Annotated in this window: 26 protein-coding genes; 12 read left to right on the forward strand and 14 right to left on the reverse strand. The window is 74.1% G+C overall.

Annotated features, from left to right (window positions below; translation table 11 throughout):
* Nucleotides 1-127: 127 nt before the first annotated feature.
* The gene (locus tag ACZ55U_RS12785) at nucleotides 128-322 is read right to left on the reverse strand and encodes a hypothetical protein (RefSeq protein WP_465525454.1); all 195 of its coding nucleotides are present in this window, start codon (nucleotides 320-322) and stop codon (nucleotides 128-130) included.
* Between the two features lie 282 nt (nucleotides 323-604).
* On the opposite strand from ACZ55U_RS12785, the gene ACZ55U_RS12790 reads away from it, so the two are divergent.
* Both ACZ55U_RS12790 and ACZ55U_RS12795 read left to right on the forward strand, forming a co-directional pair.
* Nucleotides 605-1,453, forward strand: a complete 849-nt coding sequence (locus tag ACZ55U_RS12790; protein ID WP_465525456.1) for a helix-turn-helix domain-containing protein — start codon at nucleotides 605-607, stop codon at nucleotides 1,451-1,453.
* A complete protein-coding gene (locus tag ACZ55U_RS12795; protein WP_465525458.1) occupies nucleotides 1,450-1,650 on the forward strand; it encodes a DUF397 domain-containing protein in 201 nt (66 codons plus the stop codon). The genes ACZ55U_RS12790 and ACZ55U_RS12795 overlap by 4 nt, the downstream gene beginning before the upstream one ends.
* Here ACZ55U_RS12795 and ACZ55U_RS12800 read toward each other — a convergent pair.
* From ACZ55U_RS12800 to ACZ55U_RS12810, 3 genes are all read right to left on the reverse strand, one after another.
* A complete protein-coding gene (locus ACZ55U_RS12800) occupies nucleotides 1,643-2,629 on the reverse strand; it encodes a Gfo/Idh/MocA family protein (protein ID WP_465525460.1) in 987 nt (328 codons plus the stop codon). The genes ACZ55U_RS12795 and ACZ55U_RS12800 overlap by 8 nt on opposite strands.
* 50 nt (nucleotides 2,630-2,679) lie before the next feature.
* On the reverse strand, nucleotides 2,680-5,316 hold the full coding sequence (locus ACZ55U_RS12805) for a hypothetical protein (RefSeq protein ID WP_465525462.1): 2,637 nt from the start codon (nucleotides 5,314-5,316) through the stop codon (nucleotides 2,680-2,682).
* A 126-nt stretch (nucleotides 5,317-5,442) separates the two neighbouring features.
* Nucleotides 5,443-5,637, reverse strand: a complete 195-nt coding sequence (locus ACZ55U_RS12810; RefSeq protein ID WP_465525464.1) for a hypothetical protein — start codon at nucleotides 5,635-5,637, stop codon at nucleotides 5,443-5,445.
* A 269-nt stretch (nucleotides 5,638-5,906) separates the two neighbouring features.
* Here ACZ55U_RS12810 and ACZ55U_RS12815 point away from each other — a divergent pair, with 269 nt between their 5' ends.
* Nucleotides 5,907-6,266, forward strand: a complete 360-nt coding sequence (locus ACZ55U_RS12815; RefSeq protein WP_465525466.1) for a hypothetical protein — start codon at nucleotides 5,907-5,909, stop codon at nucleotides 6,264-6,266.
* Nucleotides 6,267-6,486: 220 nt separating this feature from the next.
* Entirely contained in the window at nucleotides 6,487-6,915 is a 429-nt protein-coding gene (locus ACZ55U_RS12820; protein WP_465525468.1) for an SRPBCC family protein, read from the forward strand.
* A gap of 173 nt (nucleotides 6,916-7,088) precedes the next feature.
* Here the strand turns inward: ACZ55U_RS12820 and ACZ55U_RS12825 are convergent, their stop codons facing one another.
* On the reverse strand, nucleotides 7,089-7,757 hold the full coding sequence (locus ACZ55U_RS12825; protein ID WP_465525470.1) for a cytochrome b/b6 domain-containing protein: 669 nt from the start codon (nucleotides 7,755-7,757) through the stop codon (nucleotides 7,089-7,091).
* Entirely contained in the window at nucleotides 7,705-8,427 is a 723-nt protein-coding gene (locus ACZ55U_RS12830; protein ID WP_465525472.1) for a molybdopterin-dependent oxidoreductase, read from the reverse strand. Before ACZ55U_RS12830 ends, ACZ55U_RS12825 begins: the two co-directional genes overlap by 53 nt.
* A gap of 449 nt (nucleotides 8,428-8,876) precedes the next feature.
* Here ACZ55U_RS12830 and abc-f point away from each other — a divergent pair, with 449 nt between their 5' ends.
* The 4 genes from abc-f (at nucleotide 8,877) to ACZ55U_RS12850 (ending at nucleotide 13,335) form a co-directional block, all read left to right on the forward strand.
* Nucleotides 8,877-10,511 carry a ribosomal protection-like ABC-F family protein gene (gene abc-f, locus ACZ55U_RS12835; protein ID WP_465525474.1) on the forward strand — a complete coding sequence of 545 codons (1,635 nt, stop codon included), beginning with the start codon at nucleotides 8,877-8,879 and terminating at the stop codon, nucleotides 10,509-10,511.
* 125 nt (nucleotides 10,512-10,636) lie between these two features.
* Nucleotides 10,637-12,319: an ABC-F family ATP-binding cassette domain-containing protein gene (locus tag ACZ55U_RS12840; protein ID WP_465525476.1), complete on the forward strand. Its 1,683-nt coding sequence runs from the start codon at nucleotides 10,637-10,639 to the stop codon at nucleotides 12,317-12,319.
* Between the two features lie 59 nt (nucleotides 12,320-12,378).
* Nucleotides 12,379-12,939: a CGNR zinc finger domain-containing protein gene (locus ACZ55U_RS12845; RefSeq protein ID WP_465525478.1), complete on the forward strand. Its 561-nt coding sequence runs from the start codon at nucleotides 12,379-12,381 to the stop codon at nucleotides 12,937-12,939.
* A 222-nt stretch (nucleotides 12,940-13,161) separates the two neighbouring features.
* Entirely contained in the window at nucleotides 13,162-13,335 is a 174-nt protein-coding gene (locus ACZ55U_RS12850) for a hypothetical protein (protein ID WP_465525480.1), read from the forward strand.
* Between the two features lie 14 nt (nucleotides 13,336-13,349).
* On the opposite strand, the gene ACZ55U_RS12855 is transcribed toward ACZ55U_RS12850, so the two are convergent.
* The 4 genes from ACZ55U_RS12855 to ACZ55U_RS12870 all read right to left on the reverse strand — a co-directional run bounded on the left by ACZ55U_RS12855 (nucleotide 13,350) and on the right by ACZ55U_RS12870 (nucleotide 17,130).
* Nucleotides 13,350-13,553, reverse strand: coding sequence for a hypothetical protein (locus tag ACZ55U_RS12855; protein ID WP_465525482.1), 204 nt, complete (start codon nucleotides 13,551-13,553; stop codon nucleotides 13,350-13,352).
* Between the two features lie 105 nt (nucleotides 13,554-13,658).
* Entirely contained in the window at nucleotides 13,659-14,087 is a 429-nt protein-coding gene (locus ACZ55U_RS12860) for an Ohr family peroxiredoxin (RefSeq protein WP_465525484.1), read from the reverse strand.
* A 369-nt stretch (nucleotides 14,088-14,456) separates the two neighbouring features.
* Complete coding sequence (locus ACZ55U_RS12865; protein WP_465525486.1) at nucleotides 14,457-15,170, reverse strand: YoaK family protein; 714 nt, start codon at nucleotides 15,168-15,170, stop codon at nucleotides 14,457-14,459.
* 82 nt (nucleotides 15,171-15,252) lie between these two features.
* Complete coding sequence (locus tag ACZ55U_RS12870; RefSeq protein WP_465525555.1) at nucleotides 15,253-17,130, reverse strand: amidohydrolase; 1,878 nt, start codon at nucleotides 17,128-17,130, stop codon at nucleotides 15,253-15,255.
* A gap of 385 nt (nucleotides 17,131-17,515) precedes the next feature.
* Between ACZ55U_RS12870 and ACZ55U_RS12875 the strand changes: the two genes are divergently transcribed.
* Nucleotides 17,516-18,178 carry a hydrolase gene (locus ACZ55U_RS12875; protein ID WP_465525488.1) on the forward strand — a complete coding sequence of 221 codons (663 nt, stop codon included), beginning with the start codon at nucleotides 17,516-17,518 and terminating at the stop codon, nucleotides 18,176-18,178.
* A 29-nt stretch (nucleotides 18,179-18,207) separates the two neighbouring features.
* On the forward strand, nucleotides 18,208-18,690 hold the full coding sequence (locus tag ACZ55U_RS12880) for a DoxX family protein (RefSeq protein ID WP_465525490.1): 483 nt from the start codon (nucleotides 18,208-18,210) through the stop codon (nucleotides 18,688-18,690).
* Between the two features lie 468 nt (nucleotides 18,691-19,158).
* Here the strand turns inward: ACZ55U_RS12880 and ACZ55U_RS12885 are convergent, their stop codons facing one another.
* Nucleotides 19,159-19,716: a Dps family protein gene (locus ACZ55U_RS12885; RefSeq protein WP_465525492.1), complete on the reverse strand. Its 558-nt coding sequence runs from the start codon at nucleotides 19,714-19,716 to the stop codon at nucleotides 19,159-19,161.
* A gap of 272 nt (nucleotides 19,717-19,988) precedes the next feature.
* On the opposite strand from ACZ55U_RS12885, the gene ACZ55U_RS12890 reads away from it, so the two are divergent.
* Both ACZ55U_RS12890 and ACZ55U_RS12895 read left to right on the forward strand, forming a co-directional pair.
* Nucleotides 19,989-20,825 (forward strand): alpha/beta fold hydrolase, encoded by an 837-nt coding sequence (locus ACZ55U_RS12890; RefSeq protein ID WP_465525495.1) that lies wholly within the window; start codon nucleotides 19,989-19,991, stop codon nucleotides 20,823-20,825.
* 156 nt (nucleotides 20,826-20,981) lie between these two features.
* A complete protein-coding gene (locus tag ACZ55U_RS12895) occupies nucleotides 20,982-21,938 on the forward strand; it encodes a VOC family protein (protein ID WP_465525497.1) in 957 nt (318 codons plus the stop codon).
* Between the two features lie 155 nt (nucleotides 21,939-22,093).
* Here ACZ55U_RS12895 and ACZ55U_RS12900 read toward each other — a convergent pair whose 3' ends face one another.
* The 3 genes from ACZ55U_RS12900 to ACZ55U_RS12910 all read right to left on the reverse strand — a co-directional run bounded on the left by ACZ55U_RS12900 (nucleotide 22,094) and on the right by ACZ55U_RS12910 (nucleotide 25,348).
* The gene (locus ACZ55U_RS12900) at nucleotides 22,094-22,858 is read right to left on the reverse strand and encodes an alpha/beta fold hydrolase (protein WP_465525499.1); all 765 of its coding nucleotides are present in this window, start codon (nucleotides 22,856-22,858) and stop codon (nucleotides 22,094-22,096) included.
* A gap of 141 nt (nucleotides 22,859-22,999) precedes the next feature.
* Nucleotides 23,000-23,845 (reverse strand): helix-turn-helix domain-containing protein, encoded by an 846-nt coding sequence (locus ACZ55U_RS12905; protein WP_465525501.1) that lies wholly within the window; start codon nucleotides 23,843-23,845, stop codon nucleotides 23,000-23,002.
* 231 nt (nucleotides 23,846-24,076) lie between these two features.
* On the reverse strand, nucleotides 24,077-25,348 hold the full coding sequence (locus ACZ55U_RS12910; protein WP_465525503.1) for a PucR family transcriptional regulator: 1,272 nt from the start codon (nucleotides 25,346-25,348) through the stop codon (nucleotides 24,077-24,079).
* Nucleotides 25,349-25,400 lie beyond the last annotated feature (52 nt).

Genomic DNA, 25,400 nt, shown 5'->3' on the forward strand with positions numbered 1-25,400 from the left:
TTGTTTTTCCCCCCCCACCCCACCCCAAACAAAAAAAAACCCCCCCCCCCCCCCCCTCCCCCCCCCCCCCCCCCCCCCCCCCCCACCTCCCCCCCCCCCCCCCCCCCCCGCGTCCGGCCGCCGCCGGCTACGGGCCCGCGCGCACCCCCGCCTCCCGGCGGGTCCGGCCGGGCGGCCGGAGGTCGCGGTCGCCCTCGGGGGCGGCGGTCGTGATGGCGTCCGGACGGTGGGGCATCCGCAGGACGGCGACCGCGCCGAGGCCGACGACGGCGATGGCGAGGAGCAGCAGGAGCGGAAGGACGAGGTCGATCAGGAGTCGCACGGGGCCTCGGGTCTGGTCGTGGTGATGGAGTGGTTCGCTCCTCGCCGCATATCGGCAGACACGCTCCGGATGACGGCGAGTTCACAGGTCGCCGCCTACTCGTTGCACACGCCCCGCTACGCTCAGCATGCAGTCTGCGCACCGGGTAGCGCAACTCGCTCCCCGCCTCCCGCATATTTGCAAATCGAACCTGAATTCGGCGCCCTCAGTGGGCAGTTGTCGGTAGCGCGGCCGACCGCCACGCAGGCAGACTGGTCGACCGATAGTTCAGGAGGGGGCACGATGGCAGTCTCGACCGTTCGCCGGCGGAGGCTCGGTGGCGTGCTGCGGAAGCTCCGCGAGGAACGGAAGCTCACCGCAGAAGTGGTGGCCGAAGCGACGGGGATGAGCCAGGCCAAGCTCACCCGGATCGAGACGGCCCACACCGCGGCCAAGGTCGAGGACGTCAACAGACTCCTCGACTTCTACGGGTGCGAGGACGAGGACTACCGGGCCGGCCTGATCGCCATCACCAAGGACGGCAGCAAGCGCGGCTGGTGGCTGAGCTACCGCGACGTCATCAACTCCACCGCGACCGACCTGATCCTCCTGGAGGCCGACGCCGCCACCTACCGGACGTACGAACCGGCGTTCGTCCCGGGCCTGTTCCAGACCCCCGAGTACGCGCGGATCGTCATCGGCCGGCTGCGCATCCGGTCCGGCGGGTCGGTCGAGGACCTGGTCCAGGTCAGGATGGCCCGCCAGTCCATCCTGACCCGCCCGAACCCGGTGCGGGTGTGGGCCGTCATCCACGAGGCGGCCCTGTGCGCCAACGCCGACCGCCCCGAGATCATGGTCCCGCAGCTGGAGCGGCTGCTGACGCTCAGCAGCCTGCCCAACATCGACATCCAGGTCATGCCCGTCGGCGCGGCGGTCCACCCGGGGATGACCGGCGCGTTCGCGATGATGGGCTTCCCCCAGCGGACGGACCTCGACGTCGTCCTGGTCGAGGGCCTGCTGAGCAGCCTGTGGGTCGAGGACCCGTCCGACGTCGAGCTCTACCGGTCGAAGTTCCGGGAGATCACCGCGGAGGCCATGTCCGTCGACTCCTCGCTCGCCTTCATCGCCGCACAGAGGGACCGGATCAAGTGACCCAGCCGACCTTCACCAAGTCCAGCCACAGCGCCGGGGACGACAACTGCGTCGAAGTCGCCGTCCCCGGTGGTCCGACCTGCTACGTCCGCGACTCCAAGGACCCCTCCGGCCCGGTCCTGGCCGTCCGCCGCGAGGCCCACGCCGCCTTCGTCCGGGCCCTCGCCGCCGGGGAGTTCGACTTCGACCTCATCTGACGGGCCCGCCCCCGGGCGCCTCGGGCACCGCCCCGTGGATCGCGGTGACCATCGCCGCGGTCTCGAACCCGAGCACCGGATCGGGCCGGCCGGACAGCAGGCCGGCGTAGAGCGGCCGGTAGTGGGCGACCTTCCGCCCGGTCCTGCCGTCGTTGCCGAAGGCCGCGAGCAACTCGCCCTCCCTGGCGGCGAATCCGGTCATCGCGGTGTGGTCGATCCAGACCTCCACACCGGAGCGCCCGAAGGCCAGGCTGCTCTCCTTGCTGCTGGAGCCGGTCAGCCAGCTGCTGCGCAGCCGGGCCGTCCCCGCCTCGCCGCGGGAGCGGAACTCCACCGCGCACCACGCGCTCGCCCCGCCGTCCTCCTGCCGGAGGGAGGTGAGGCCGACGAGGTCCACGAAGCGGGTGAGCATGCTGAGTTGGTTCACCCCCGAGTCCGTCCAGCTGGAGACGTACGAGGCGAAGGCCTCCTCGCCGCGCAGGACGTACGGGTCGTAGAAGGCCGAGGTGACGGTCGTGACCGGCCCCCACTCGGGGTGCGCGGCGAGCAGCTCCGCCGCCCACTCGACCTCCGGGGAGAACGCGAAGTGGTGCGCGGTGAACACGCGCCGCGCCACCTCGGCCTTCCCCTCCAGCTCGCGCAGCGTGGCGAGGGACGCCAGGTCGTGGACGAGCGGCTTCTCCACCAGCACCCGGGCCGTGGAGCGCAGCAGCGCCTCGGCCAGCAGCTCGGCGTGCGTCTGCGTCGGGGTGGCGAGGACCAGCAGGTCCGGCTGGTGCCGGTCGAGCGCCCGGCCGAGGTCGCGGTGGTGCGGCGGCCTCGTGCCCCGGAAGTCGACCGGGCCGACCGGCCTGGGGTCGACGGTGAACTCCAGTTCCACGTCCGGCCGTTCGGCGAGGACGGCGAGGTGGGTCTCGGCGATGGTGCCGATCCCCACCAGCCCCACCCGTACCGGATCGGCGTGCTCCTGCTGGTCCATGGGCTCTTCCCCTCGTCCGTCGCGGCCCCGGGCGCCGGGGCTCCGGCCCCTCATCCTCGCGCAGCCACCTCCGCCCAGCGGCCCAACGCCTCGGCCGGCCCGTCGACCCACTCGACCCGGGGGTCGTGCTCCGCGGCCTTCGCAGCGCCCTCGATCCAGCTGGTCACGATCGGGACCCAGTAGGTGTTGCCGCCCGACCGGCGGGTCCGGGCGTCGAGTTCGGCCCGGGTGCGGCGGGCGCCGGCCCGGTCGTCACCGAGGACGCCGATCAGGATCCGGGCCACGTCGGCCAGGTTGTGGCCGCCGCGGTAGCCGATGCCGTCCGCGAGCCGCCGGGTGTCCCCGACCGCCTCCACGGCGGCCGCGGCGTCCCCGGAGACCGCGTGCGCGACCGCCTCGGCCGAGCGGATCTTGACCAGTTCGACGGGGTTGGGCACCAGGTCGAGCAGGTCCCTCGCCCGGGCCGCCGCCTCCGCGACCGCCGCCGTGTCACCGGCCCAGCAGGCGGTCTGCGCCAGGTTGGCCAGCGCCTTCGCCTCCGCGGCGGCGAGGTCCTCGCGCCGGGCCAGCTCGATCGCCTCGGTGTACACGGCGGCCGCCTCCTCGAAACGGGCGTTCACCCGCCAGATGTGCCCGATCAGCCGCAGCCGCTCGCCCTCGTCCTCCGGCCCGCGGCTGCGCTGTTCCCGGAGCGAGCCCAGCGCCGTGCCGAACCGCCCGTTGAGGTAGTCGAAGTCGCACAGCCAGTGCCGGGCCGCCGCGTCGAACTCGCCGCCCACCAGGGAGCGGTAGATCTCCGCGGCCTCGGTGTAGTCGCCGTGGTTGCGCAGCGCGTGGGCGAGGTGGATGCGCACCAGCTGGGCCGTCGCACCGCCCTGCGGGACGCCCTCGCCGGCGGCCCGGAGCAGGTCGACGGCCTGTGCGGCACGGCCGGTGCGCCGCAGCTGGACGCCCCTGATGGCGGCGCGCACCGCCTGGTACTCGGGCGTCCCGGCGCCTTCGGCGGTGAGCCCGGCGCCCAGTTCCGTCCACTGCCCCGCTTCGACGAGGCGCTGGGTCGCCCGGGCCATCCAGTCCTCGAAGACGCCGTGGGCGACCGAGAGCTTGAGGCCGGATTCCAGGACCTGGGCGATGGTGACCCGCCCGTCGGAGGGGCCGATGCGCCGGCCCAGCCAGCCGAGCAGCCGGGCCGCGACCTCCTCGCGGTCGCGGTCGGACCAGCCGTCCGGGAGCGTCCGGTCCGCCTCCCCGATGGCGTGGCGCAGCGCCGCGTGCAGGGCGTACGGCATGGCGCAGGCGTCGTCGCGGGTCAGGAAGGGCCGGCGCAGGAAACGCGCCACGCTGCCGTCGGAGACGTTGGGCTGTCCGGCCCGCAGGAGGTCCGCGCCGACCCAGTCGGTGAGCGCCGCGGTGCGCACGAGGTCGCGCTCCTCCCGGGGCAGGTCGCGGATCGACCGGGTGGCGACCGCCGTGAACGAACCGCCGAAGTCGGCCGGGGAGGGCTGCCCGCCACGGGCGAGGAGCGCGGCGAAGTGCGACACCGAGAGGTCCAGGTACAGGGGCAGGCCCTGGCCGCCCTCGATGATGCGCCGGCGGACCTCGGCGGGCATGACGGGCTCGCCGTCCCGGGTGAGCGCCTCCCGGAGGTAGCTGTCGGCGTCGGAGTCCGAGAGGTAGCCCACGAGGTGCTGGCGGGGTTCGACGGTGTCGTTGCGGTAGTGCAGGTTGGGCCAGCACTGCGGGCCGGTGAAGTCCAGTTCGCCGCCCGCGCCCGCGTCGGCCCAGTCGACCCGGTTGCGGCCGGTGATCACGAACAGCACGTTCGGCATCAGGTAGGCGCACCGCTGGATCAGGCGCTCCACCGTGCGGTCGGCGCCGCCGTTGACCACCTCGAAGGTGTCCAGGAACACGCACACCGTGGGCCGCCGGGCCGGGCGACCCCGGGCCGGCAGGCGGTCGAGGTCCCAGGCCAGCAGGTACGGGAAGTAGGAGAGCGTCTCGTAGTCGGCGTCGGCCTCGACGAGTTCGGCGAACAGCTCGCAGTCGGCGAGCAGGCGTCCCTCGCGGACCCGGTCCCGGACGGCGCGGTAGGTGGCGAGGGCCGCGCGGTGCGCCAGTCCGGCCAGGCCGCCGAGGCCGGCCGGGTCGACCTCCTGCACGGCCTGGGTGATCTGGTCGCCGAGGCCGATGCTCCGGGAGGCCCGGCGCAGGGCGGGCGAGGCGTCCAGGAAGTCCTGGAGGGCTTCGCCGGGGTGCGCCCGGGCCCAGTAGGAGGCGAGCGCCAGGTCGAAGCCCTGCCACCGGCTGCCCAGGTGTCCCAGACCGGCCCGCAGCCGCAGCAGCAGGCCCTCGATGTCGCAGGCGCCGTCCTCGGCGAGGTCGACGCGGACGGTCACGACGTCGTCGCGCCCCTGGGCCGCCGCGTCGGCGAGCAGTCGGCGCTCCAGCTCCTGGGAGAGCGTCGACTTGCCGATCCCGCCGACGCCGTAGAGCGTCAGGACGTTGCGGCGTCCCTGCGCCCGGTCCAGGACCGGCGAGACCTCGGCCTCGTCCAGCGTCCGGGCCAGGCTCTCCACCGACCGTTCGAAGGCGGCGACTTCGTCGACCCGGTTGGTGAAGACCTGTTGCGCCGTGACGGTGGACGAAAGCCCGCTCATGAAGGCCGCCCGCAGGTTCACCCGTGCCATGTCCGTCTCCCCCTTCGCGGCGCCCCGCGGCTGCCACGTCGGCATCGGGCCGGGTACGCGACCTGAGATCTTGTCAGGACTCCGGGAGGTCCCACAAGGACCGGCCGGTGGGGACGGGGTGGGGTGTCAGAGCCCCAGGTCGACGGCAAGGCAGTTGTAGAAGTTCCACGCGCTCTCGGGGTCGTACGAGGCGCGGGCGGCGGCGGCCGGGCCGGACGGCGCCTGCGCGGTCGTGTCCTCGAAGCGGATGCGCTCGGGGAGCGTGCCGTACCGGGCGCGGCGGGCTTCGGCGGCGCGGTCGTCCGCGGGCTGCTTGCTCATGGCCGTTCTCCAGACCACCGATGACGGATGGCGACGTGCGGGCCGCCGGGGACTGCCTTCAGGGTGCGACCCATCCGCGTCACCTGTCAAGCAGGTGACGCGAGTTGGCGAAAACACACCTGACCGTCGGGCACTCACATGTGTTTGGCCGATTCCGGACTCCCGGACGCATTGTTGAACGCGCAATGATCGACTCCCGACGGGGCTCATCCATCGAGCCCCGCGCCGGCTCCTCCGGCAGTTCCGCCACCCACGAGAAGGTGAGTCGCATGTTCAGGTCCACGACGAACATCCGCCGCGCAGCCACGACCGCCGCCCTGGCCGGGGCCCTGATCGGCCTCGGCGCCGGGGCGGCCGACGCCGCCGGCTGGCCGCCGCTCCAGCCGGGCGCGCGGCTCTACTCGGCCGCCAACGGCCAGGGGGCGGTGACCACCGTCGACCTCTCCGACCTCGGCACCTGCCACACGCTGTCGACGTCCGCCCGCTCCGTGCAGGTCGTCAACGGGTCCGCGTCCGTGGTGCTGTACCCCGGCGCCGGCTGCACCGGCGCCTACGGCTGGGCCACCGGCTCGCTGGCCCAGTCCAACGTCCCGTTCGCGGCCCTGAGCTACCGGGTCGTCCCGGCGTAACGAGGCGGCCCGGCCGGGCGGGGGGGCCTCGCCCGGCCGGGCGCGTCGACCACTTCCCCCGATGCCCGGCACCGCCCCACGGCAGTGCCGGGCATCGGCATGCGGCGACACATGTCTCGCTCGCCAACCCTCAATCATCACCGCCTTGACAGGTGACGAAGCCTCATGGAAGCCTTTCGTCACCGGCCAGAACAGTTACTTTTCGATGAGGACACCCACCATGGCAGTCGTACGCTTCCACCTCGTCTCCACCCTCGCCCCGGCGGACGCGCTGGCGGTGCTGACCGATTTCGGCCCCGCCCGCACCGAGACCTGGCCGACGATCGACGCCGACCACTTCGAGGTCCACGCGCAGGGCGACACCTGGGCCGAGGTCACCGAGGGCACCGCCGCCGCCTGGGAGCGCGCCCGCTACGACTGGGAGCCGGGCGGTGACACCGTCACCGTCACCACCCTGGACTCCAAGCTCTTCGGCCCCGGCGGCGGCTGGGTCTTCCGGGTGACCCCCGAGGACGACGGCACCCGGGTCGACGTCCAGCTGACCCGGCAGCCGGACACCCTCAAGGGCAGGATGCTCGCCACCATGCTCCCGCTCGTCGCTCCTCCGGCCCTGCGCAAGTCGTTCGCGGGACCGTTCCGGGCCAAGTGACCTCCGCGGGGCGGGGTTCCCCAGGGGCCGACAGCACCGGCTGCCGGCCCCTTCGCCGTGCCGGAGCCCGTTCGCCGGCGCCGGCCGAACCCCTCACCGGTGCGCCGGCGCCACACCGAGAGGCCCGGCCCGTGCCGATGGGCACGGGCCGGACCCGGGGGGTTCGACCGCTCTCAGCCGTCGGAGCGGCCCCCGGACAGCCACCGCGAGTGGTGCCGCTCGGCCCAGGCCCGGCCGACGTACCCGGTGCGCATGCCGCGCCGCGCCTCCGGGTCCCGCACCGCCTGGCGCACGTGGCCGAACACCACGAAGGCGATCGCCCAGGCCAGGACGTCGTGGACGAAGATCGCGCTGGTGCGCGGGACGAACGGCAGCAGTCCCCTGAACCACATCAGCAGACCGGTGGACGCCATCACCAGCACCGCCCCGGCGATCCAGCCCGCGTAGAGCTTCTGGCCCGCATTGAACTTGCCCGCCGGGCGCGCCCCGGGCCACGCCCAGCGCTTGCGCACCGCCCGCAGCCACTCCCGGTCGTACGGCGCGAAGCGGTTGAGCCGGCGCAGGTCCGCGCGGAACTCCGCGGAGAGCAGTCCGAGCAGGACGGGCAGCGGCAACAGGATGCCCGACCACCTGTGGACGGTGGCCACCAGGTGGCGCCGGCCGACGAGTTGGGCCAGCGGCCCCAGGTACAGGCAGGCGGCGGAGGCCAGGCAGAGCAGCATCAGGACGCCGACGGCCCGGTGGACCAGGCGCTCGGCGGGGCTGAACCGGCGGACGCGGTCCGCGGTTTCAGGCCGCTTCGCCGCGCCGGTCGGCGTCGTCGAGCCAGCCGTCGACGTCATAGCCGCGCTCCTCCCAGTAGCCGGGGACGACCTTGTCGGTGACCGAGATCCCGGACAGCCACTTGGCCGACTTGTAGAAGTACATGGGCGCCACGTAGAGGCGGACCGGTCCGCCGTGGGCGTGGGTGATGGGCTTGTCCTGCATGTTCAGCGCCACCAGGACGTCCGAGCGGCGGGCCTGCTCCAGGGTGAGGCTCTCGCTGTACGCGCCGTCGAAGCAGGTGAAGCGGACGGCCGCGCCCGGGGAGCGCACTCCGGCGGCATCGAGGAGGTCGGCCAGCAGCACCCCCTCGAAGGGCGTGCCGTTCACCCGCCGGCCGTCCGTGCAGAGCACGTCGCGGACCACCCTGGTCTGCGGCATCGCCCGCAGTTCGGGCAGGGTGTACGTCCGCCGGCGCTCGACCAGGCCGTCCACCCGCAGTTCGTAGTCGGTCTCGTCCTTGCGCGGCACCGAGCCGACGACGCTGAAGTACCGGAAGCCGCCCGGGTTGGGCAGCAGGCCGGTCAGGCCTGTCGCGTCCTTCTCCGCGGCGGCGGAGAGGAACCCCTCCCAGCCGCGCTGGAGGTGGGGCGCGGCGGCCAGCCCCGCGGCGCCGGCGCCGAGCATGCCGAGCAGCGCGCGCCGCCCCACGGGCGCGCCCTCGGCCCTCCGCTTCGGATTTCCCGCCATGGTCAGTGCGCTCCTTCGAGACGGCGACGGTCCCGGCGGGCGGCCGCGGTTCGGCCGGCCCGGCCCCGGGCGGATCCACACGTGTGAACACGGTGGAGCACATCCGCATCGTCACCGGTTCAACCGGTGACGATGCTGACACGGCTACGGCCGACGTGTCAACGGGACCGGCGGGCCGCCCGCTGCCGCCGAAGGGGTGCGCGCGAAAAGAAAGTTGCCGCGCACGGAAGGCCTGGCTACAGTGGCGGGCATCTGTAGTCGTGTGATCGAGGAGTGACAGACGTGGCGGGTGACGACGACATCTCCGGGTGAGATCCGGATCTGACGGCCACCGGCCGGTGCTTCCACAGCGCCGCCGCCGAAGTGGTCCGTTTCGTCGTACCCATTTCTCCCATGTCTGCCCAGGGCAGAGGTCTCTTCCTGCCCTCACCCCTTTCGAGGTCACTTCCATGTCCGACGCCGCCGTCGTCTGCTCCAACCTCTCCTTCGCCTGGCCCGACGACACCCCGGTCTTCCACGACCTGTCCTTCACCGTGCCCGCCGGCCGGACCGGACTGGTCGCCCCCAACGGCTCCGGCAAGAGCACCCTGCTCAAGCTGATCGCCGGCGAACTCAAGCCCGCCACCGGCTCGGTGACGGTCACCGGCCGGCTCGGCTACCTCCGCCAGAGCCTCCCGCTGACCTCCGACCTCACCGTCGCCGAGGTGCTCGACGTCGCGGAGGTCATCCGCGCCATCGACGCCGTGGAGTCCGGCGACGTCGACGAGCGGCACTTCACCACGATCGGCGACGACTGGGACATCGAGGAGCGCACCCGCGCCCAGCTCGACCGCCTCGGACTGACCGACCTCACCCTGGACCGCAGCCTGAGCACGCTCAGCGGCGGCCAGATCGTCTCCCTGGGCCTCGCCGCCCAGCTGCTCAAGCGCCCCGACGTCCTGCTGCTCGACGAGCCCACCAACAACCTGGACGCCCGGGCCCGGCACCAGCTCTACGACGTGCTGGAGGACTTCAACGGCTGCCTGCTGCTGGTCAGCCACGACCGCGCGCTGCTCGACCGGATGCAGCACATCGCCGAGCTGGGCAACGGCGAACTGCGCTTCTACGGCGGCAACTTCGCCGCCTACGAGGAGGCCGTCCGGGCCGAGCAGGAAGTCGCCGAGAAGAACGTCCGCAACGCCGAGCAGGAGCTGAAGCGGGAGAAGCGGGAGATGCAGCAGGCCCGCGAGCGCGCCGACCGCCGCCAGAGCAACGCCGCCCGCAACCTGAAGAACGCCGGCCTGCCCCGCATCTTCGCCGGGAACATGAAGCGCGGCGCCCAGGAGTCCGCGGGCCGGGCCGGCCAGATGCACGCCGCCCGGGTCAGCGAGGCCAAGGCCCGGCTGGACGAGGCCGGGCGCGCCCTGCGCGAGGAGCAGCGCCTCACCCTGGAACTGCCCGACACCCAGGTGCCCGCCGGACGCAACCTCTTCCTCGGCGAGGGCATGCAGGTGAGCCACGCCGGCCGGCCGGTGTTCGCCGACGGCGGCGTCGACCTGAGCGTCCGCGGACCCGAGCGGATCGCGCTGACCGGGCCCAACGGCGCCGGGAAGAGCACCCTGCTGCGCCTGATCACCGGCGACCTCGCCCTCGACAGCGGGGAGATCACCCGCAACGACGGCCGGATCGCCTACCTCTCGCAGCGCCTGGACCTGCTCGACCTCGACCGCACCGTGGCGGAGAACTTCGCCGCGTTCGCCCCCGAGCGGCCCGAGACGGAACGGATGAACCTGCTCGCCCGCTTCCTGTTCCGCGGCGCCCGGGCCCACCTGCCGGTCGGGGTGCTCTCCGGCGGCGAGCGGCTGCGGGCCACCCTGGCCTGCGTGCTGTGCGCGGAACCGGCCCCCCACCTGCTCCTGCTCGACGAGCCGACCAACAACCTCGACCTGGTCAGCGCGGGGCAGCTGGAGAGCGCCCTGAACTCCTACCAGGGGGCCTTTCTGGTGGTCAGTCACGACGAGCGGTTCCTCGCCGAGATCGGCGTGAACCGCTGGCTCCGGCTGGCCGACGGCACGCTGAAGGAGACCGCGGCCCCCGCCGTGTGACCGGCCGCCGTGTGAACCGGCCCGCGCCCGAGGCTCCGTGCCCGGCGGGCCCGGGCGCGTCGCCGAACCCCGCCCACGGCGGCTCGGCGACGCGCCCCGCCACCCCTCACCCCGGAAGGTCCCCCGTGCCCCAGCACGCCCTGCTCGCCCATGACGTCGTCCGCCACCTCGGCGGCCGGCGCGTCCTCGACGGCGTCTGCCTGACCGCCTCCCCCGGCCGCCGGATCGGCCTGATCGGGGAGAACGGCGCCGGCAAGTCCACCCTGCTGCGGGTGCTCGCCGGTGTGGACGAACCCGACGCCGGAAGCGTCACGCGCCCCGCGGACCTCGGCTTCCTGCACCAGGAGATGCCCTTCGACGCCGGGGCCACCATCGCCGCGGTCCTGGACGACGCGCTGCGCGAGGCCCGTGCGGACCTCGCCGAACTCGACCGGCTGGGCGCGGAGATCGCCCGCGTCCCGGAGTCCGCCCCCGGCCACCCCGAGCTCCTGGCCGCCTACGCCGAGCGGCTGGAGCGTGCCCAGCACCGGGAGTCCTGGGACGCCGACCGCCGCGCCGCACTGGTCCTCGACGGGCTGGGCCTCGGCGCGTTCGGGCACGACCGCACGCTCGGCTCGCTGTCCGGCGGACAGCGGGGCCGCCTCGCCCTGGCCGCGCTGCTCGTCCGCCGACCGTCCGCGCTGCTGCTGGACGAACCGACCAACCACCTCGACGACGGCGCCGCCGCCTTCCTGGAGGAGCAGCTCCGCGCACTGCCCGGCACCGTGGTCCTCGCCTCCCACGACCGGGCGTTCCTGGACGCCGTCTGCACCGACCTCGTCGACCTCGACCCGGCCGTGGGCGGGCCGGTCCGCTACGGCGGCAACTACAGCGCGTACCTGGGTGAGAAGCGCGCCGAGCGGGAGCGCTGGGAGCGTCAGTACGCCGAGGAGCAGCAGGAGTTGGCGCAGCTGCGCCACTCGGCCGGTGTGACCGCGCACCGGGTGGCACCGGACCGGGGGCCGCGCGACAACGAGAAGATGGGCTACGGCCACCGGGCGGGCCGGGTGCAGAGCCAGGTCTCCCGCCGGGTGCGCAACGCGGCCCGGCGGCTGGAGGAGCTGGAGCGCACCCGGGTGCCCGAGCCGCCGCGCCCGCTGCGGTTCGCCGCCGGTGCCCTGACTGTGGACCCCGGGGCGTCCGACGCCCTGGCCGTCGACGCCGAGGCGCCCGATGCCCTGGCCGTCGACGCCGAGACACCGGGCGGGGAGCCGCGGCCGCTGGTGTCGCTGCGGGACGTCCGGGTGCCGGGCCGGCTCGAACTGGACGGCCTGGAGGTGTCGGCGGCCGACCGGCTGCTGGTCACGGGAGGCAACGGGACGGGCAAGTCCACGCTGCTCGCCGTGCTCGCCGGGCACCTCGACGCCGAGGGCACGGTGCGCCGGCGCCCCCGGCTGACCGTCGGGCTGCTCACCCAGGACACCGTGTTCGACCGGCCCGACCGCACCGTCCGCGGCACCTACGAACTGGCGCTGGGCCCGGCCAGGGCCGAGCAGGTGCCGCTGGGCTCGCTCGGCCTGCTGCACCCGGCGGACCTGGACAAGCCGGTCGGCCGGCTCTCCGTCGGACAGCGCCGGCGGCTCGCCCTCGCCCTGCTGGTCGCCGACCCGCCCGAGCTGCTGCTGCTCGACGAGCCCACCAACCACTTCTCCCCCCGCCTGTGCGACGAACTGGAGGAGGCCCTCGGCGCCGGCCCCGGCGCGATCGTCCTCGCGAGCCACGACCGCTGGCTGCGCCGCCGCTGGCAGGGCCGGGAGCTGCCGCTGTAGCGGCCGCCCGGGCACCGCGTTATTGCACCCGTTCACAGTCACCTGTCAGGATGGTGACTGTGAACCTTGACCATGTCTTCGTCTGCGGGCACCCGGCGCTCGACTTCGCGGCCACCCTCCGTGCACGGCGCACCGTCCGGTTCGAGATGTTCGTGACGCCGGAGCGACTGAACGCCTGGTACCTGGACTGCGGCCTGGTGGACACGATCACGCCCGGTGACGAACAGGACGTCCTGGAGGCACGGACCGTCCGCGAGGCCATCTACCGGCTGGTCACCGACCGCCGGCTGGGCGAGCCGTTCGACCGCCAGGCGCTCGCCGTCCTCAACGGCGCCGCGCGCAGGACTCCCGTGACGCCGCAGCTCACCCTGACCGGACGGCACAACGAGGCGACGCCCGGCCAGGCGCTGGCGACCGTCGCGCGTCAGGCGGTCGACCTCCTCAGCGGTCCGGACGTCCCGCTGATGAAGGAGTGCGGCAACCCGGAGTGCACCCGGGTCTACATCGACCGCTCCCGGGGCATGCGCCGCCAGTGGTGCGGCATGGACTCCTGCGGCAACAAGATCAAGGCGGCCGCCTACCGGGCCCGGAAGAAGGCCCCGTCCACCGCGAGCGCCTGACCGGCCCGCCCGAACGGGCCCGTCCGCTCGTCAACCGGTTCCGCCCGGCGGCCCCGCTCCGCCCGGCGGCCCCTCGCGGGGCACGCGCGTCGGCGCGGGGCGCCCGCCCCGGCGGCGCACGCCGAGAAGGCCGGTGCGAAGGGGACTTCGCACCGGCCTCTGCTCGGCGGCCTGCTCACGGAACTGCTCGGACGGCACGACGAACCGTGCCCGGCCGAGGAGTTGCGCGACGAACTCATGGCGGCGGACCCGAAGCGCGACCCGACGCCCCAGGTCTTCCGGAACACCCTGGAAGCCCTCGTCGCCAAGGGCCGCGTCCGGCGCCACGAGCAGGGGCGCTCCGTTCTGCACACCCTGGTCCGGCCGGGTACGACCGCCTCCGGCCAGCCCGGCTGAGCCGCCCTCGCCGCTCACAGGAAGGACGAGGGCCCCGGGCCGTACCCCAGCAGGAGGACGGTCTCGGACCAGCTCCACAGCTGCGCGTCGTCCGGCCACGGCCGCTCCCCCGGGGCCGCCGCGCCCCGGACGCGCGCCTCGGGAGCGGCCGGGCACCGGCCGGAGCGGTGATGGCGCCGTCCGGCCACCCGTCGACACGTGTGCGTCGCGGAAACCATGCCGTGTCCTCGCTCTCCGATCGGCGCCGCGCAGGTGTGCCGGTGGGAAGCGGGCCCCGCGCGAACGGGGGCAGATCGCGCGGGGCCCGCCGTCTGGGGTGCGGGTCAGGCGGCGACGCCGGCGTCGATGACGACCGGGATGTTGCCGCTCATGGCCTTGGAGTAGGGGCAGATCCGGTGCGCGGCGCGTGCCAGCTCCCCGGCGGTGGCCTGGTCCACGCCGCCCAGCACCGGGCGGAGGACCGCGGAGAGCGAGAACTCGTCGTCGTCCCCGTGGGTCAGCGTGATCTCGGCGGTGATGGCGGTGCTGGTGAGCCGGACCTTGCGGTCGCCGGCCGCCCGGCGCAGGGCCCCGAGGAAGCAGGCGGCCCAGCCGGCCGCGAGGAGCTGCTCGGGGTTGGTCGCGGTGCCGCCCCCGCCGAGCTCCTTCGGGATGGCGAGACCGGTCTCCAGCAGGCCGTCCGAGGAACGGACCCGGCCGCCGTTGCGGCCCTCGCCGTTGACGTCGACGACGGCGGTGTAGCTGACTGCCATGACTGGTGCTCCCCATCTGGATCGAGTGGATGTCCCGCCCCGACCGGCGGCGCGAGCAGACGCCCCTGCTCGTCGTCACCGGTTGAGGCGGTGATGCAATGATGGCCATTTTCTCCGTCACCAGTCAAGCCGGTGACGCGATTTCCTGGAGCGACGTCCGCGAGTCCATCCGGCCGCCCCTCCCCGGAGTCCCGCGTACGGAGCCCCGTGCCGGTCCCAGCCTGGACGGCGGGCGCGGCCGGCCGGTAGGTCATCTGACGGTCGGATTCCGGTGCGGCCGGCCGGGCGGATGCAGTCATGACTCAGTCATGGCTCACTCGTCGCCCACCGCCGCCACGGCCCCCGCCCCCGCGGGGACCGTCCCGCCGGTCACTCCCGGTAGAGCAGAACCGTGACGCCCGCCAGGACCGCGCTGGCGACCAGGGCCCAGGCCGTCTGCCCGTGCAGCACCAGGACGGCACCGGGAGCGGCGCCGGCAAGCATGGTGACCACGGAGAGGACCTTCCGGCGCTGCCGGGGCGCGGTGCCGCCCGCCAGGCGCGAGTCGGCGGCCAGACCGGTCAGGGTCAGGGTGAGCACCGTGGTGGTGAGGTCCGGTACGCCCAGGCCCCGGACGGTCCCGTTGCGGACGCCCATCGCCAGGGCCAGCAGCGCGATCACCGCGTACTGCGCCGCGCCGTCCGAGCCCCGGGCGAAGACGACGGCGGCGGCCACCCCGTACAGCGCGACTTCGAGGACGAAGACCGTCCGCAGCCACCGGGGCCGCCGGGTTCCGGCGCCGCGCGTCGCGAGACGGCCGGCCAGCAGCGCGCCGAGCAGGAAGGCGGCGAGCGAGGTCAGCGAGCCGGCGACGGAGAAGCCGGGCGCTCCGGCGAGGGCGAAGGCGATCACGACGACGTTGCCGGTCATGTTCGCGGTGAAGACGTGGCCGAGGCCGAGGTAGCTCACCGCGTCGATCAGGCCGCTGACCAGGGTGAGGCCGAACAGGGCGAGCGCCAGCGGGTGGTGGTCCGGGATCTGCGGTCCTGGCTGCGGGGGCGGGGGCGGGGGTGCGGTCCGGTGATCGGCTGGGGGCGTGGTCACGACGGCTCCTGATGCGGCTGGACGTGGATGTGCGGTGGGGGCGACGCCTCGTTCCGGCGACGCCCCCACGAGTGACGAAACGTCAGAAGAAGCAGGGGTCCAGCGGCACCTCGGGCTGCCCCGGGAGGGCGAGGCCCCGGGCGGCACGCCAGGCGTGCTGCTCCCCGGAGGCCGCCACGGCCTCCAGCACGCCCTCGGCCTGCCGGACACCGGCCGTGCCGGGGGCGGGGGTGGCGTGGTAGCCGCCGAACCGGGTGACCGGGCTCCAGGACGGCGAGACGGCGGGCAGTTCGGGGGCCAGCCCCTGGTGCTCCTGGGCGGCGTGGACGATGCGTCCGCCGACGACGGTCAGGACCGCCTCGATGTGCGGGATGTCGGCCTCGGGCACGGTGAAGTAGTCGGCGCTGAGCAGCGCGAGGTCCGCGTAACTGCCGACCGTCAGACGCCCCTTGACCTCCTCCTCGCCGGTGAGCCGGGCGCCGCCCAGGGTGTAGAGCTCCAGGGCCTGCTCACGGCTGAGCCGGTTGTGGTCGGCCGCCAGGCGCCGTCCGCTGACCGCGCGGCCGGAGACCAGCCAGTGCAGGGCGATCCAGGGGTTGTAGGAGGAGACCCGGGTGGCGTCGGTGCCCGCCGCGACGGTCAGGCCGCGGTCCAGCATGGCGCGCAGCGGCGGCGCCTCGGCGGCGGCCGGGGCTCCGTAGCGCGAGACGAAGGCCTCGCCCTGGAAGGACAGGCGGTTCTGGACGGAGACGGCGCCGCCCAGCGCCGCGATCCGGTCGAGGCTGTCCCTGCTGACGGTCTCCGCGTGGTCGAACAGCCAGCGGTTGCCCTGCGGGAAGAGGCCCTCGGCGGCGAGCTTCTCGAAGACGGCGAGGTCACGGCGGATCGTCTCGTCGTAGGTGGCGTGCAGCCGGAAGCCCCAGCCGTTCTCCGTCAGCAGGCGGACGGCCTTCTCGAACTCGCTCTCGTAGGCGCCCAGTTGCGGACGGGGCTCGGTGAAGTTCTCGAAGTCGGCGGCGGCCCAGGTGAGGTTCTCCCCCGCGCCGTTGAGGCGCAGCCACTCGTCGCCCTCCCCTGGGCGCACGGTGTTCACCCAGCGGGTGAGGTCGTCCAGCTCCTGCCCGGCGGTCTGCGGGAAGAGGTGGTAGGCGATGCGCAGCGTCAGCTCGCCCCGGCGGGCCAGCTCCATGACGGTGCCGTAGTTCTCGGGGAAGCTCTGGAAGCCGCCGGCGGCGTCGATCGCCGAGGTGAGGCCGAAGCGGTTCAGCTCGCGCAGGAAGTGCCGGGTGGAGCCGATCCGGTCGGCCTCGTCCAGGGTGGGCGCCTTCGCCAGGGTGGAGTAGAGCAGCAGGGCGCCCGGGGCGGCGATCAGCAGGCCGGTCGGCTCGCCGTCGTGGCCTCGGACGATCTGGCCGCCGGCGGGGTCGGGGGTGTCCCGGGTGAAGCCCGCGGCCCGGAGGGCGGCCCGGTTGAGCAGCGCCGACTGGTAGAGGTGCAGCACGAAGACGGGGGTGTCGGGCGCGGCGGCGTTGAGCTCCTCCAGGGTGGGCAGGCGCCGCTCGGCGAACTGGTCGGCCGACCAGCCGCCGACCACCCGCACCCACTGGCCGGGCGGGGTGCGCTCGGCCTGGAGCCGGAGCATGGCCAGCGCCTCGCGCAGCGTCGGGACGCCGTCCCAGCGCAGCTCCAGCACGTAGTTGAGGCCGCCGCGGATGACGTGCAGGTGGGCGTCGTTGAGCCCGGGGACGGCCCGGCGGCCGAGCGCGTCGACCACCCGGGTGCCGGGGCCGACCAGCGGGATGACGTCCGCGTCGTCACCGACGGCCTGGATCCGCCCGTCCCGGACGGCCACGGCGGTGGCCTGCGGGCGGCGCGGGTCGTTGGTGAACACCTTGGCGTTGCGCACGACGAGGTCGGCGGGCTGGTCGGGGGTGCCGGGGCGGATCCCGGCGACGGGCATGGCGGACAACGGAGGTCCCTTCGTTCGGTGGCGTTTCGGCCGCCGGTCCTGCGGTCGGCGGCGGTGCGGCGCACGGCCCCGGCGCACGGTGTTCCGGCGCACGGCGTCGCGGCGCACGGCGTTCCCGCACGGGGCCGCCCGGCGACCGTAGGCAGCCGTCGGCGCGGCGGCGCCCTTCGCAGCGCATCACCAGTTGCTCCGCAGCGCACTCGTCGCCCGGCCGGCCCGGCGCCCGTCGGCCGTGCGTTGTCGGAACAGTGCCGGGCGCACAGCGGGCAGAACCGTCGGACCGGCTCGGAATAACGTCGTCCTGTGCCGCCCCGGAGCAACCGGGCTGCGGCTGACGCAACGTCAGTTTCCCGTGTCCACAAGGAAGAGAAGACCCATGGTTGACTTCGCCAACGTCCACGCCGCGCCGAGCCCGGACCTGCTGACCCCGGACAACTCGATGATGCTGTTCGTCGACCACCAGCCGCAGATGTTCTTCGGCACCGGCAGCGGCGACCGCACCGCCATCATCAACTCCACCGTCGGCCTGGCGAAGGCCGCGAAGATCTTCGACGTGCCGACCGTGCTGTCCACCGTCGCCGCCGAGTCCTTCTCCGGCCCGCTCCTGCCGCAGCTGCGGGCGGTCTTCCCCGACCAGGAGGTCATCGACCGCACCTCCATGAACGCCTGGGAGGACGAGGCCCTGGTGGAGGCCGTCAAGGCCACCGGTCGCAAGAAGATCATCCTGTCCGGCCTGTGGACCGAGGTCTGCCTCGTCCTGCCCGCCCTCTCCGCGCTGGAGCAGGGCTACGAGGTCTACGTCGTCGCCGACGCCTCCGGTGGCGTCAGCCCGCTGGCCCACGAGCACGCCCTCCAGCGGATGACCGCCGCCGGCGCCGTGCCCGTCACCTGGGTGCAGGTCCTGCTGGAGCTCCAGCGCGACTGGGCCCGCACGGAGACGTACGTCGCCGTGACCGAGCTGGTCAAGGAGCACGGCGGCGCCTACGGCCTGGGCCTGGTCTACGCCCAGTCGATGATCGACCCGCACGCCGCCGGCTGACCGACCGCACCCAACCGACGGAGTCCGACATGAACACGGGCCTTCTCCTGCTGCGCCTGGTCGCCGGTCTGCTGATCGCGGGCCACGGCGTGCAGAAGGTCAGCTTCCACCTCGGCGGCGGCGGCCTGGAGGGTGGCAGCGCCGAGTTCCGGGGCGACGGCTTCCGCGGCGGCAAACTCACCGCGGTAGCCGCCGGCGGCACCCAGATCGGAGCCGGGCTGATGCTGGCCCTCGGACTGCTCACGCCCCTGGCCGGCGCGGGCGTCATGGGGGTGATGACCGTCGCCCTGACGGTCAAGTGGCCGCACGGCCTGTGGGTCCAGCACGACGGGTACGAGTTCCCGTTCGTCCTGATCGTCATCGGCGCGGCGCTGACCGCCACCGGCCCCGGCCGGTGGTCGGTCGACGGGGCCCTCGGCCTCGCGGACTGGCCGCTGTGGTGGCTGCCCCTGGCCGTCGTCGCCGGCGTGGGCGGCGGCCTGGCCACCAGGCTGGCCCTGCACCGGAGTTGAGGCGGCAGCAGCTGAACGGGCTCGGGGGGCGGGGGGGGGTGTTCCCCCGGAGGAAGAGCAGAATCTCCGGGTGGTGGGGGGGGAGACAGCGAAGTTCAGAGGGGGATGGGGGGGGGGGGGGGGAGGCGGGGGCATTTTTGTGTTCTTTTGTTTCCCCCCCCCCCCCCCCCCCCGAGCCCGTTCTCGGTGTGCCGGGAGGCACGCCGGCGCGTCCACGGGGAAGCCGGGCGCGCCGAGGTGCCGGGTACACGGAGGTGCCGAACGGGGAGAGGTGCCGGGCACGCGAAAGTGCCGGGCGCGCGGAGGTGCCGAACGGGGAGAGGTGCCGGGCACGCGAAAGTGCCGGGCGCGCGGAGGTGCCGGACGGGGGAAGGTGCCGGGCACGCGAAAGTGCCGGGCCCGCCGACGAACGGGCCCGGCACTGCGGTTCGGAACCGGGCCCGCCGACGAACGGGCCCGGCCCCGAGGTCACTCCCCGCGCTCGGGGGTGACGACCAGGTGCTCGGCGAGGAACCAGACCTGGGTCTCGCCGGTGCGGATGATCTGGGAGACCAGGAGGTCCTGGGTCCCGTCGTCGCCGAGCTCCGCCGTACGGGTGGCCGCGTCCCGGACGTCGGCGAGGATGGCCTCGTGCGCGTCGAGGAGGCGCGAGAGCATCGACCGCGAGCTCTCGATGCCGTCCGGCGGGCGCGGCACGCTCGTGATCTCGGCGGCGTGCCGGGGGTCGCCCACCGCGACGCCGCCGAGGCTCTGCACCCGCTCGGCCAGCACGTCGACCAGCGCCAGCTGCTCCTGGGCGTGCTTGTCGAAGAGCAGGTGCAGCTGGTAGGCCGTCGGCCCGCGCATGCCCCAGTGGCACTTCTTGTACAGCGAGTACAGGAACTGGGTGTCCGCGAGGACGCGGTTGAGCCGCTGGCACGAGTACTGCCGGGCGTCGTGGGAGAGGGCGATCGGCAGCAGGGTGACGGTGCCGAACTGCTGGATCTCCGGGCCGTGCTGATGCAGGTGCGGCTGCTGGCTGGTCATGGTGCTCCTGTGCTTCGTGGGGCGGCTCAGTACGACCACCAGGCTAGGAACGCCGGGCCCGCGGCCTGTTCCGACGGCGCACTGGTTGCCGTCGGTCCGCGCACCGGGCCGCCCGGGTCGAGGCCCGTCACCCGTACGGTCCCCGGGCAGCCGCTCTGGGACAACACCGGGTGCTCTCCGGGGCAACAGGCGCCCGCCGGCCGGCCGTAGCGTCTGATCCGTCGCAGCCACACGCTGCCGCAAGCCGCAAGCCGCAAGAAAAGGGAAAACCCATGCCGTTCATCACCGTTGGCCAGGAGAACTCCACCTCCATCGACCTCTACTACGAGGACCACGGCACCGGCCAGCCGGTCGTCCTCATCCACGGCTTCCCGCTGAACGGGCACTCCTGGGAGCGGCAGAGCGCCGCGCTGCTCGACGCCGGCTACCGGGTCATCACCTACGACCGCCGCGGCTTCGGCCAGTCCTCCCAGCCGACCACCGGCTACGACTACGACACCTTCACCGCGGACCTGCACACCGTGCTGGAGACCCTCGACGTCCGCGACGCCGTCCTGGTCGGCTTCTCCATGGGCACCGGCGAGGTCGCCCGCTACGTGTCCACCTACGGCTCGGAGCGGATCGCCAAGGTCGCCTTCCTGGCCTCCCTGGAGCCGTTCCTGCTGAAGACCGACGACAACCCGGACGGCGCCGCCCCGAAGGAGTTCTTCGACGGCATCGTCGCCGCGGTGAAGGCCGACCGGTACGCCTTCTACACCGGCTTCTTCAACGACTTCTACAACCTGGACGAGAACCTCGGCACCCGGATCAGCGAGGAGGCCGTCCGCAACAGCTGGAACGTCGCCGCGAGCGGGGGCTTCTTCGCCGCCGCCGCCGCGCCGTCCACCTGGTACACGGACTTCCGCGCCGACATCGCCCGCATCGACGTGCCGGCCCTGATCCTGCACGGCACCGGCGACCGCACCCTGCCCGTCGACAACACCGCGCGCCCGTTCCACAAGGCGCTGCCCGCCGCCGACTACGTCGAGATCGAGGGCGCACCGCACGGCCTGCTCTGGACCCACGCCGAGGAGGTCAACGCCGCCCTGCTGGCCTTCCTCGCCAAGTAGCCCGGTCGGCCGCTCCTCCCGACCGCGGCCGACCGCTCCTCGTCGGTACCGCCACCGCCGCCCTGGCCCGGCCGGCGGTGGCGGTACCGGCCACCCACCCGCGCCCGGTGTCCGCCCGTGACGGACCCGGGCGCGCACCACGACCAGGAGGTTCCCGTGAAGTTACGTCTGGCCCGCCGGCTCGTCCCGCTGGTGGCGGCACTCGCCGCCCTGACGGCGGTCCCCGCCGCCTCGGCCGCCCAGGGCGACCGGAACGCCCAGGGCTCTCAGAACTCGCAGGGCGTTCAGAACTCCCGGGGCGCCCACGGCCGGTTCGCCGTCGGCCCGCAGTACGACAGCACCCACGTCTACGTCGCGCCCGGCACCGAACAGGCCTTCGTCACCAGCTGGACGTCCACCTTCGGCGGCACCACGATCGGCCCGGTCTCCACCCAGGTGACCCCGACTCCCAGCCGGACGCTGTCCGAGCTGGTCGTCTCCCCGGTCGGCACGCTGTCGGTGTTCGACTACACCACGCCCATCCCGTACCCCTTCGGCACCGAGCGCACCGGCTGGCTGGTGACCGACCTGGACAAGGCGGTCCAGGCCGCCCGCGCGGACGGCGCGACCGTCACCGTGGCGCCGTTCGCCGACCCGATCGGCCGGGACGCCGTCGTCCAGTTCCCCGGCGGGATCAACGCCCAGCTCTACGTGCACACCACCGCGCCGTCCTACCCCGCCCTGGCCAGCGTGCCGGAGAACCGGCTCTACCTGTCGCCGGACGCGGTCGGCGGCTTCCTGCGCAGCTACCTCGCCTTCACCCAGGGCCGGATCGTCTCCGACGACCGCAAGGCCGACGGCGCCGCCATCGGCCTGCCCGGCACGACGTACCGGCTCGTCCGCCTCAGCTCCGGGTTCGGCACCACCACGATCGCGGTGACGGACGGCCACCTGCCCCACCCGTTCGGTCTGGAACTCACCGGCTACGGCGTGCCGGACCTCGGTGCCACCCTGGAGCGGGCGAAGGCCGCCGGCGCCGAGGTGCTGTCGGGACCGGTCCGCGCGGGCGGCCGGGACAGCGCGATGGTGCGCTTCCCCGGCGGCTACATCGCGGAGATCCACACCGACCGCTGACCGGTGTGACAGCAGCCGCCTTCGGGCGGCCGGGCACCTCGCCGTCCGGCCGCCCGGAGGCGTGTCCGCTCCGCCGGGCCCCGTCCGCGTCCCGCTCCCGCCCCGCTACCGCCCGCCCCGCTACCGGCCCGTCCCGCCCCGCCCCCGTACGCGCCTCACCGGCCGTCCGGTGCCCCTCCGGTCAAGGGTGTCCCCGAGCGTCCCGACACCGACCTGACGGCGTCGTGGATGAGTTCCGCGACGGCGGTCGGCCGGGAGACGGCCACCGAGTGGGAGGCGCCGGGCAGTTCGAGGACGGTGGCACCGGCCCGCCCCGCCGTGAACCGCTGCACCGACGGTGCCAGGGCCCGGTCGGCACCCGCCACCAGGGCCCACGAGGGTTTGCCGCGCCACGCCGCCACCGTCTGCGCGTCGCTCAACGCCCTTTCGGCGAGCGGCCGTTGGATCGCGGCCAGCACCTGGGCCAGCTCCGCGTCGAGGTCGGCGGCGACGAGCGGCCGGAACCACTCCCGGGGGAAGCACAGCTCCGCCTCCCGGCCGGTGCCATCGGCGCTCGACCCGGTGCGCCGCAGCCGGGAGGCCGACGGCACGGGGTCGAAGCGGCTCACGAGCGCGTCGTGGCTCTCCCCCACGTCCGGCAGGTACGCGGCCACGAAGACCAGCGCGAGGACCTGGGGAAGGGCCCCGGCCTCCGTGATCACCGCTCCCCCGTAGGAGTGGCCGACCAGGACGACCGGGCCGTCGATGCCCGCGAGGACGCCGGTCAGGTAGGCGGCGTCGTGAGCGAGCCCCCGCAGCGGGTTCGCGACGGCGACCACGGTCAGGCCGCGCCGGTGGAGTTCGGCGATGACGCCGATCCAGCCGGCCGCGTCGGAGCAGCCGTCGTGGACCAGCACGACGGTAGGTCTGGTGGAGGACATGGCGGACCTTCGGACGGCGCCGGACGGCGGGGCACGGGCGGGGGCGGGAGCACGGGCGGGGCGGGAGCGGGGGCGGGGCGGGAGCGGGGGCGGGGCCGGGCGCGGAGTCGTCGAGCGCGGGGTCGTCGGGCGCGGGGAGCGTCAGGAGGCCGGGCCGCGCACGTCGCCCTGCGCCGCGTACGCCTGCCACTCGCGGGGCGAGACCCCGTAGGTGTCGCGGAACGCCCGGCTGAAGTGGGAGTGGCTGACGAAGCCCCACCGGTGCGCGACCGCCGAGACACTGGTCTGCCGGCGCGACGGACGCTCCAGCTCCCGTCGGCAGGCGTCCAGTCGCCGCCCGCGCACCCACTGGCCCACCGTCGTCCCGTCCTGCTGGAACAGCTTGTGCAGGTACCGCACCGAGATGTGCTGGGAGCGCGCGATCGACTCCGGCGCCAGGTCCGGATCGGCGAGGTTCTCCTCGATGTGCGCGCGGACCCGCGCCAGCAGCTCCGCCGAGCCGCTCGGCTGCTCCGGCCCCTCCCGTTCCAGCAGCTCGGCCACCAGGACGGCGACGATGTCGGCGACGCTGCGCGCCAGGTGGTTGCCCGGCCGGGCCCGGTGCGCCCTGGCCTGGGCGGCGAGCGTCCGCAGGAACTGGGAGGCGAGCGAGCCGACGCCCTCGTCCCCCCGGGCCAGCAGCCCGCCGGTGCGCCGGACGTCACCGGGCCGCACGCCCAGGTAGAAGCACGGGACGCGGAAGCGGAGCATCCGGGACTGCGCGTCCTGCAACAGGCCCGCCGGGTGCGGGGTGGTGCCGATCAGCAGGTCGCCGGGCGCCAGCACCGTGCTGGTGCCGTGGCGCCGCACGGAGGCCGCGCCCCGCAGGTGCAGGACGACGTAGAGGCAGTCCTCGGGATCGGCGCCGGGCGGCGGGGACAGGACGTCGACGCAGCCGTCGCCGTCGACGGCGGTCTGGCCGGCGTGGTGGTACTCGGCTTCGGGCATGGGTGAGGGACCCGACGGGATCACGGAGGGCTCCGACCGTTCGAGGATTCAGTACAGGTGCTTGGGGGGGACCGCCCGCTGGCGGTGGTCAGGGGATGAGCGGCAGCTCGTAGCCACGATTCTCGCGGCGCGCCGGGCCCGGCACCACCGACCGAGGTAGGGATTGCCCGACGAAGCTTCATCGCTCTGTAGCAACCGGCCGGCCCCGGGCGCCGAGCAGCCGTTGACCAGCTACGGAAGCGGCTGCCGGACGGCCACGGGCTCCTCCGCGGGCGCGTGCACCAGGTCCCGCAGCCGCAGCCCCATGTGCAGGACGAGGCGGTGGGCGCCGCCGTCCAGGTCCAGGCCGGTGATCTCCTGGATCCGGCGCAGCCGGTAGTACAGCGAGGTGCGGTGCAGTTCCAGGGCCTCCGCGGTCCTGGGCACCGAACCGGCGTTCTCCAGGAAGCAGCGCAGCGTCTCCACCAGCCGGGCGTTGCCGCCGCCGTCCAGCAGCCGCCGCAACGACCCGGGCACCAGGGAGTCGTTGAGCGCGCTGTCGGGCAGTTGGAGGAACACGGCGTACTCCCCGAGCCGGTCCCAGTCGCCGACGCCCTCCAGCCGGGGCAGCCGACGGGCGGCGCGCGCCGCGACCCGGGCCTGGTCGTGGGAGATCCACGCGTCCGCCAGCGCCGTGCGGCGTCCGCCGACCCCCACCACCACGGCCGCCCGGGGGCCCAGGAAGGTCCGCAGGGAGCGGACGACGTCGCGGCACTGCCGCTCCAGCTCCTCCTCCGTGGGTTCCCGCTCGAAGACCTGCACCAGGACCGCCCGGTCCCGCTCGACCGACGCCAGGCCACGGGCCGTACGGGCGTGCCGGAACGGCTCCAGCGCCCCGCGCAGGGCCACCGCGCTCCGCCCGGACGGCCCGCGCGGCCCGGAGGCGGCCACCGTGGTCACCACGACGTGCGGGCCCGCCGGCAGCAGGCCGTCCTCCAGGAGGACACGGTGGGCCGTGGAGCGCTGCGCGCAGTCCGCGCCGACCAGCCGGGCCACCAGCCCACCGGTGTGCTCCTCGTCGGCGTCCGCGGCCAGCCGCTCGGCGTACATCTCGACCGCCACCGCCCCGGCGACCCGGTCGATGGCCTCGGTCTCGGCCTCCGTGAGGGGCTCCCCCGCCGCGACGACCATGAGGATGCCCAGCAGGTGGCCGCGTTCGCGGACCGGGACGCAGTAGCGCGGTCGCAGCCCCAGGTCGTCGCGGCCCGGCAGGACGCCCGCCCGGGTCCACCGGTCGACGCCCTGCGACAGCACGTAGCGGATGGCCTCGTCGTCCGCGATGCCCTGCAACAGGGTGCGCACCCGCACCCGGTCCTCGTCCCCGAAGTGCCGGCTGGTGCAGATCAGCCGGACCAGCGGGTCGTCGAGGACCACGGAACGCCCCAGCTCCTCGGCCAGGCCGTCCACCAACGTCTGCACCGCCTCGCCTCCGGAACGGGCGCGCCGGATCCACCTCTGCTGCATGGTCAAAAGCCTCCCGGCGCCATTCATACAAGGAGCGGAACCCGACGGACAG

It is taken from the genome of Kitasatospora sp. NPDC034533 (assembly GCF_055575155.1).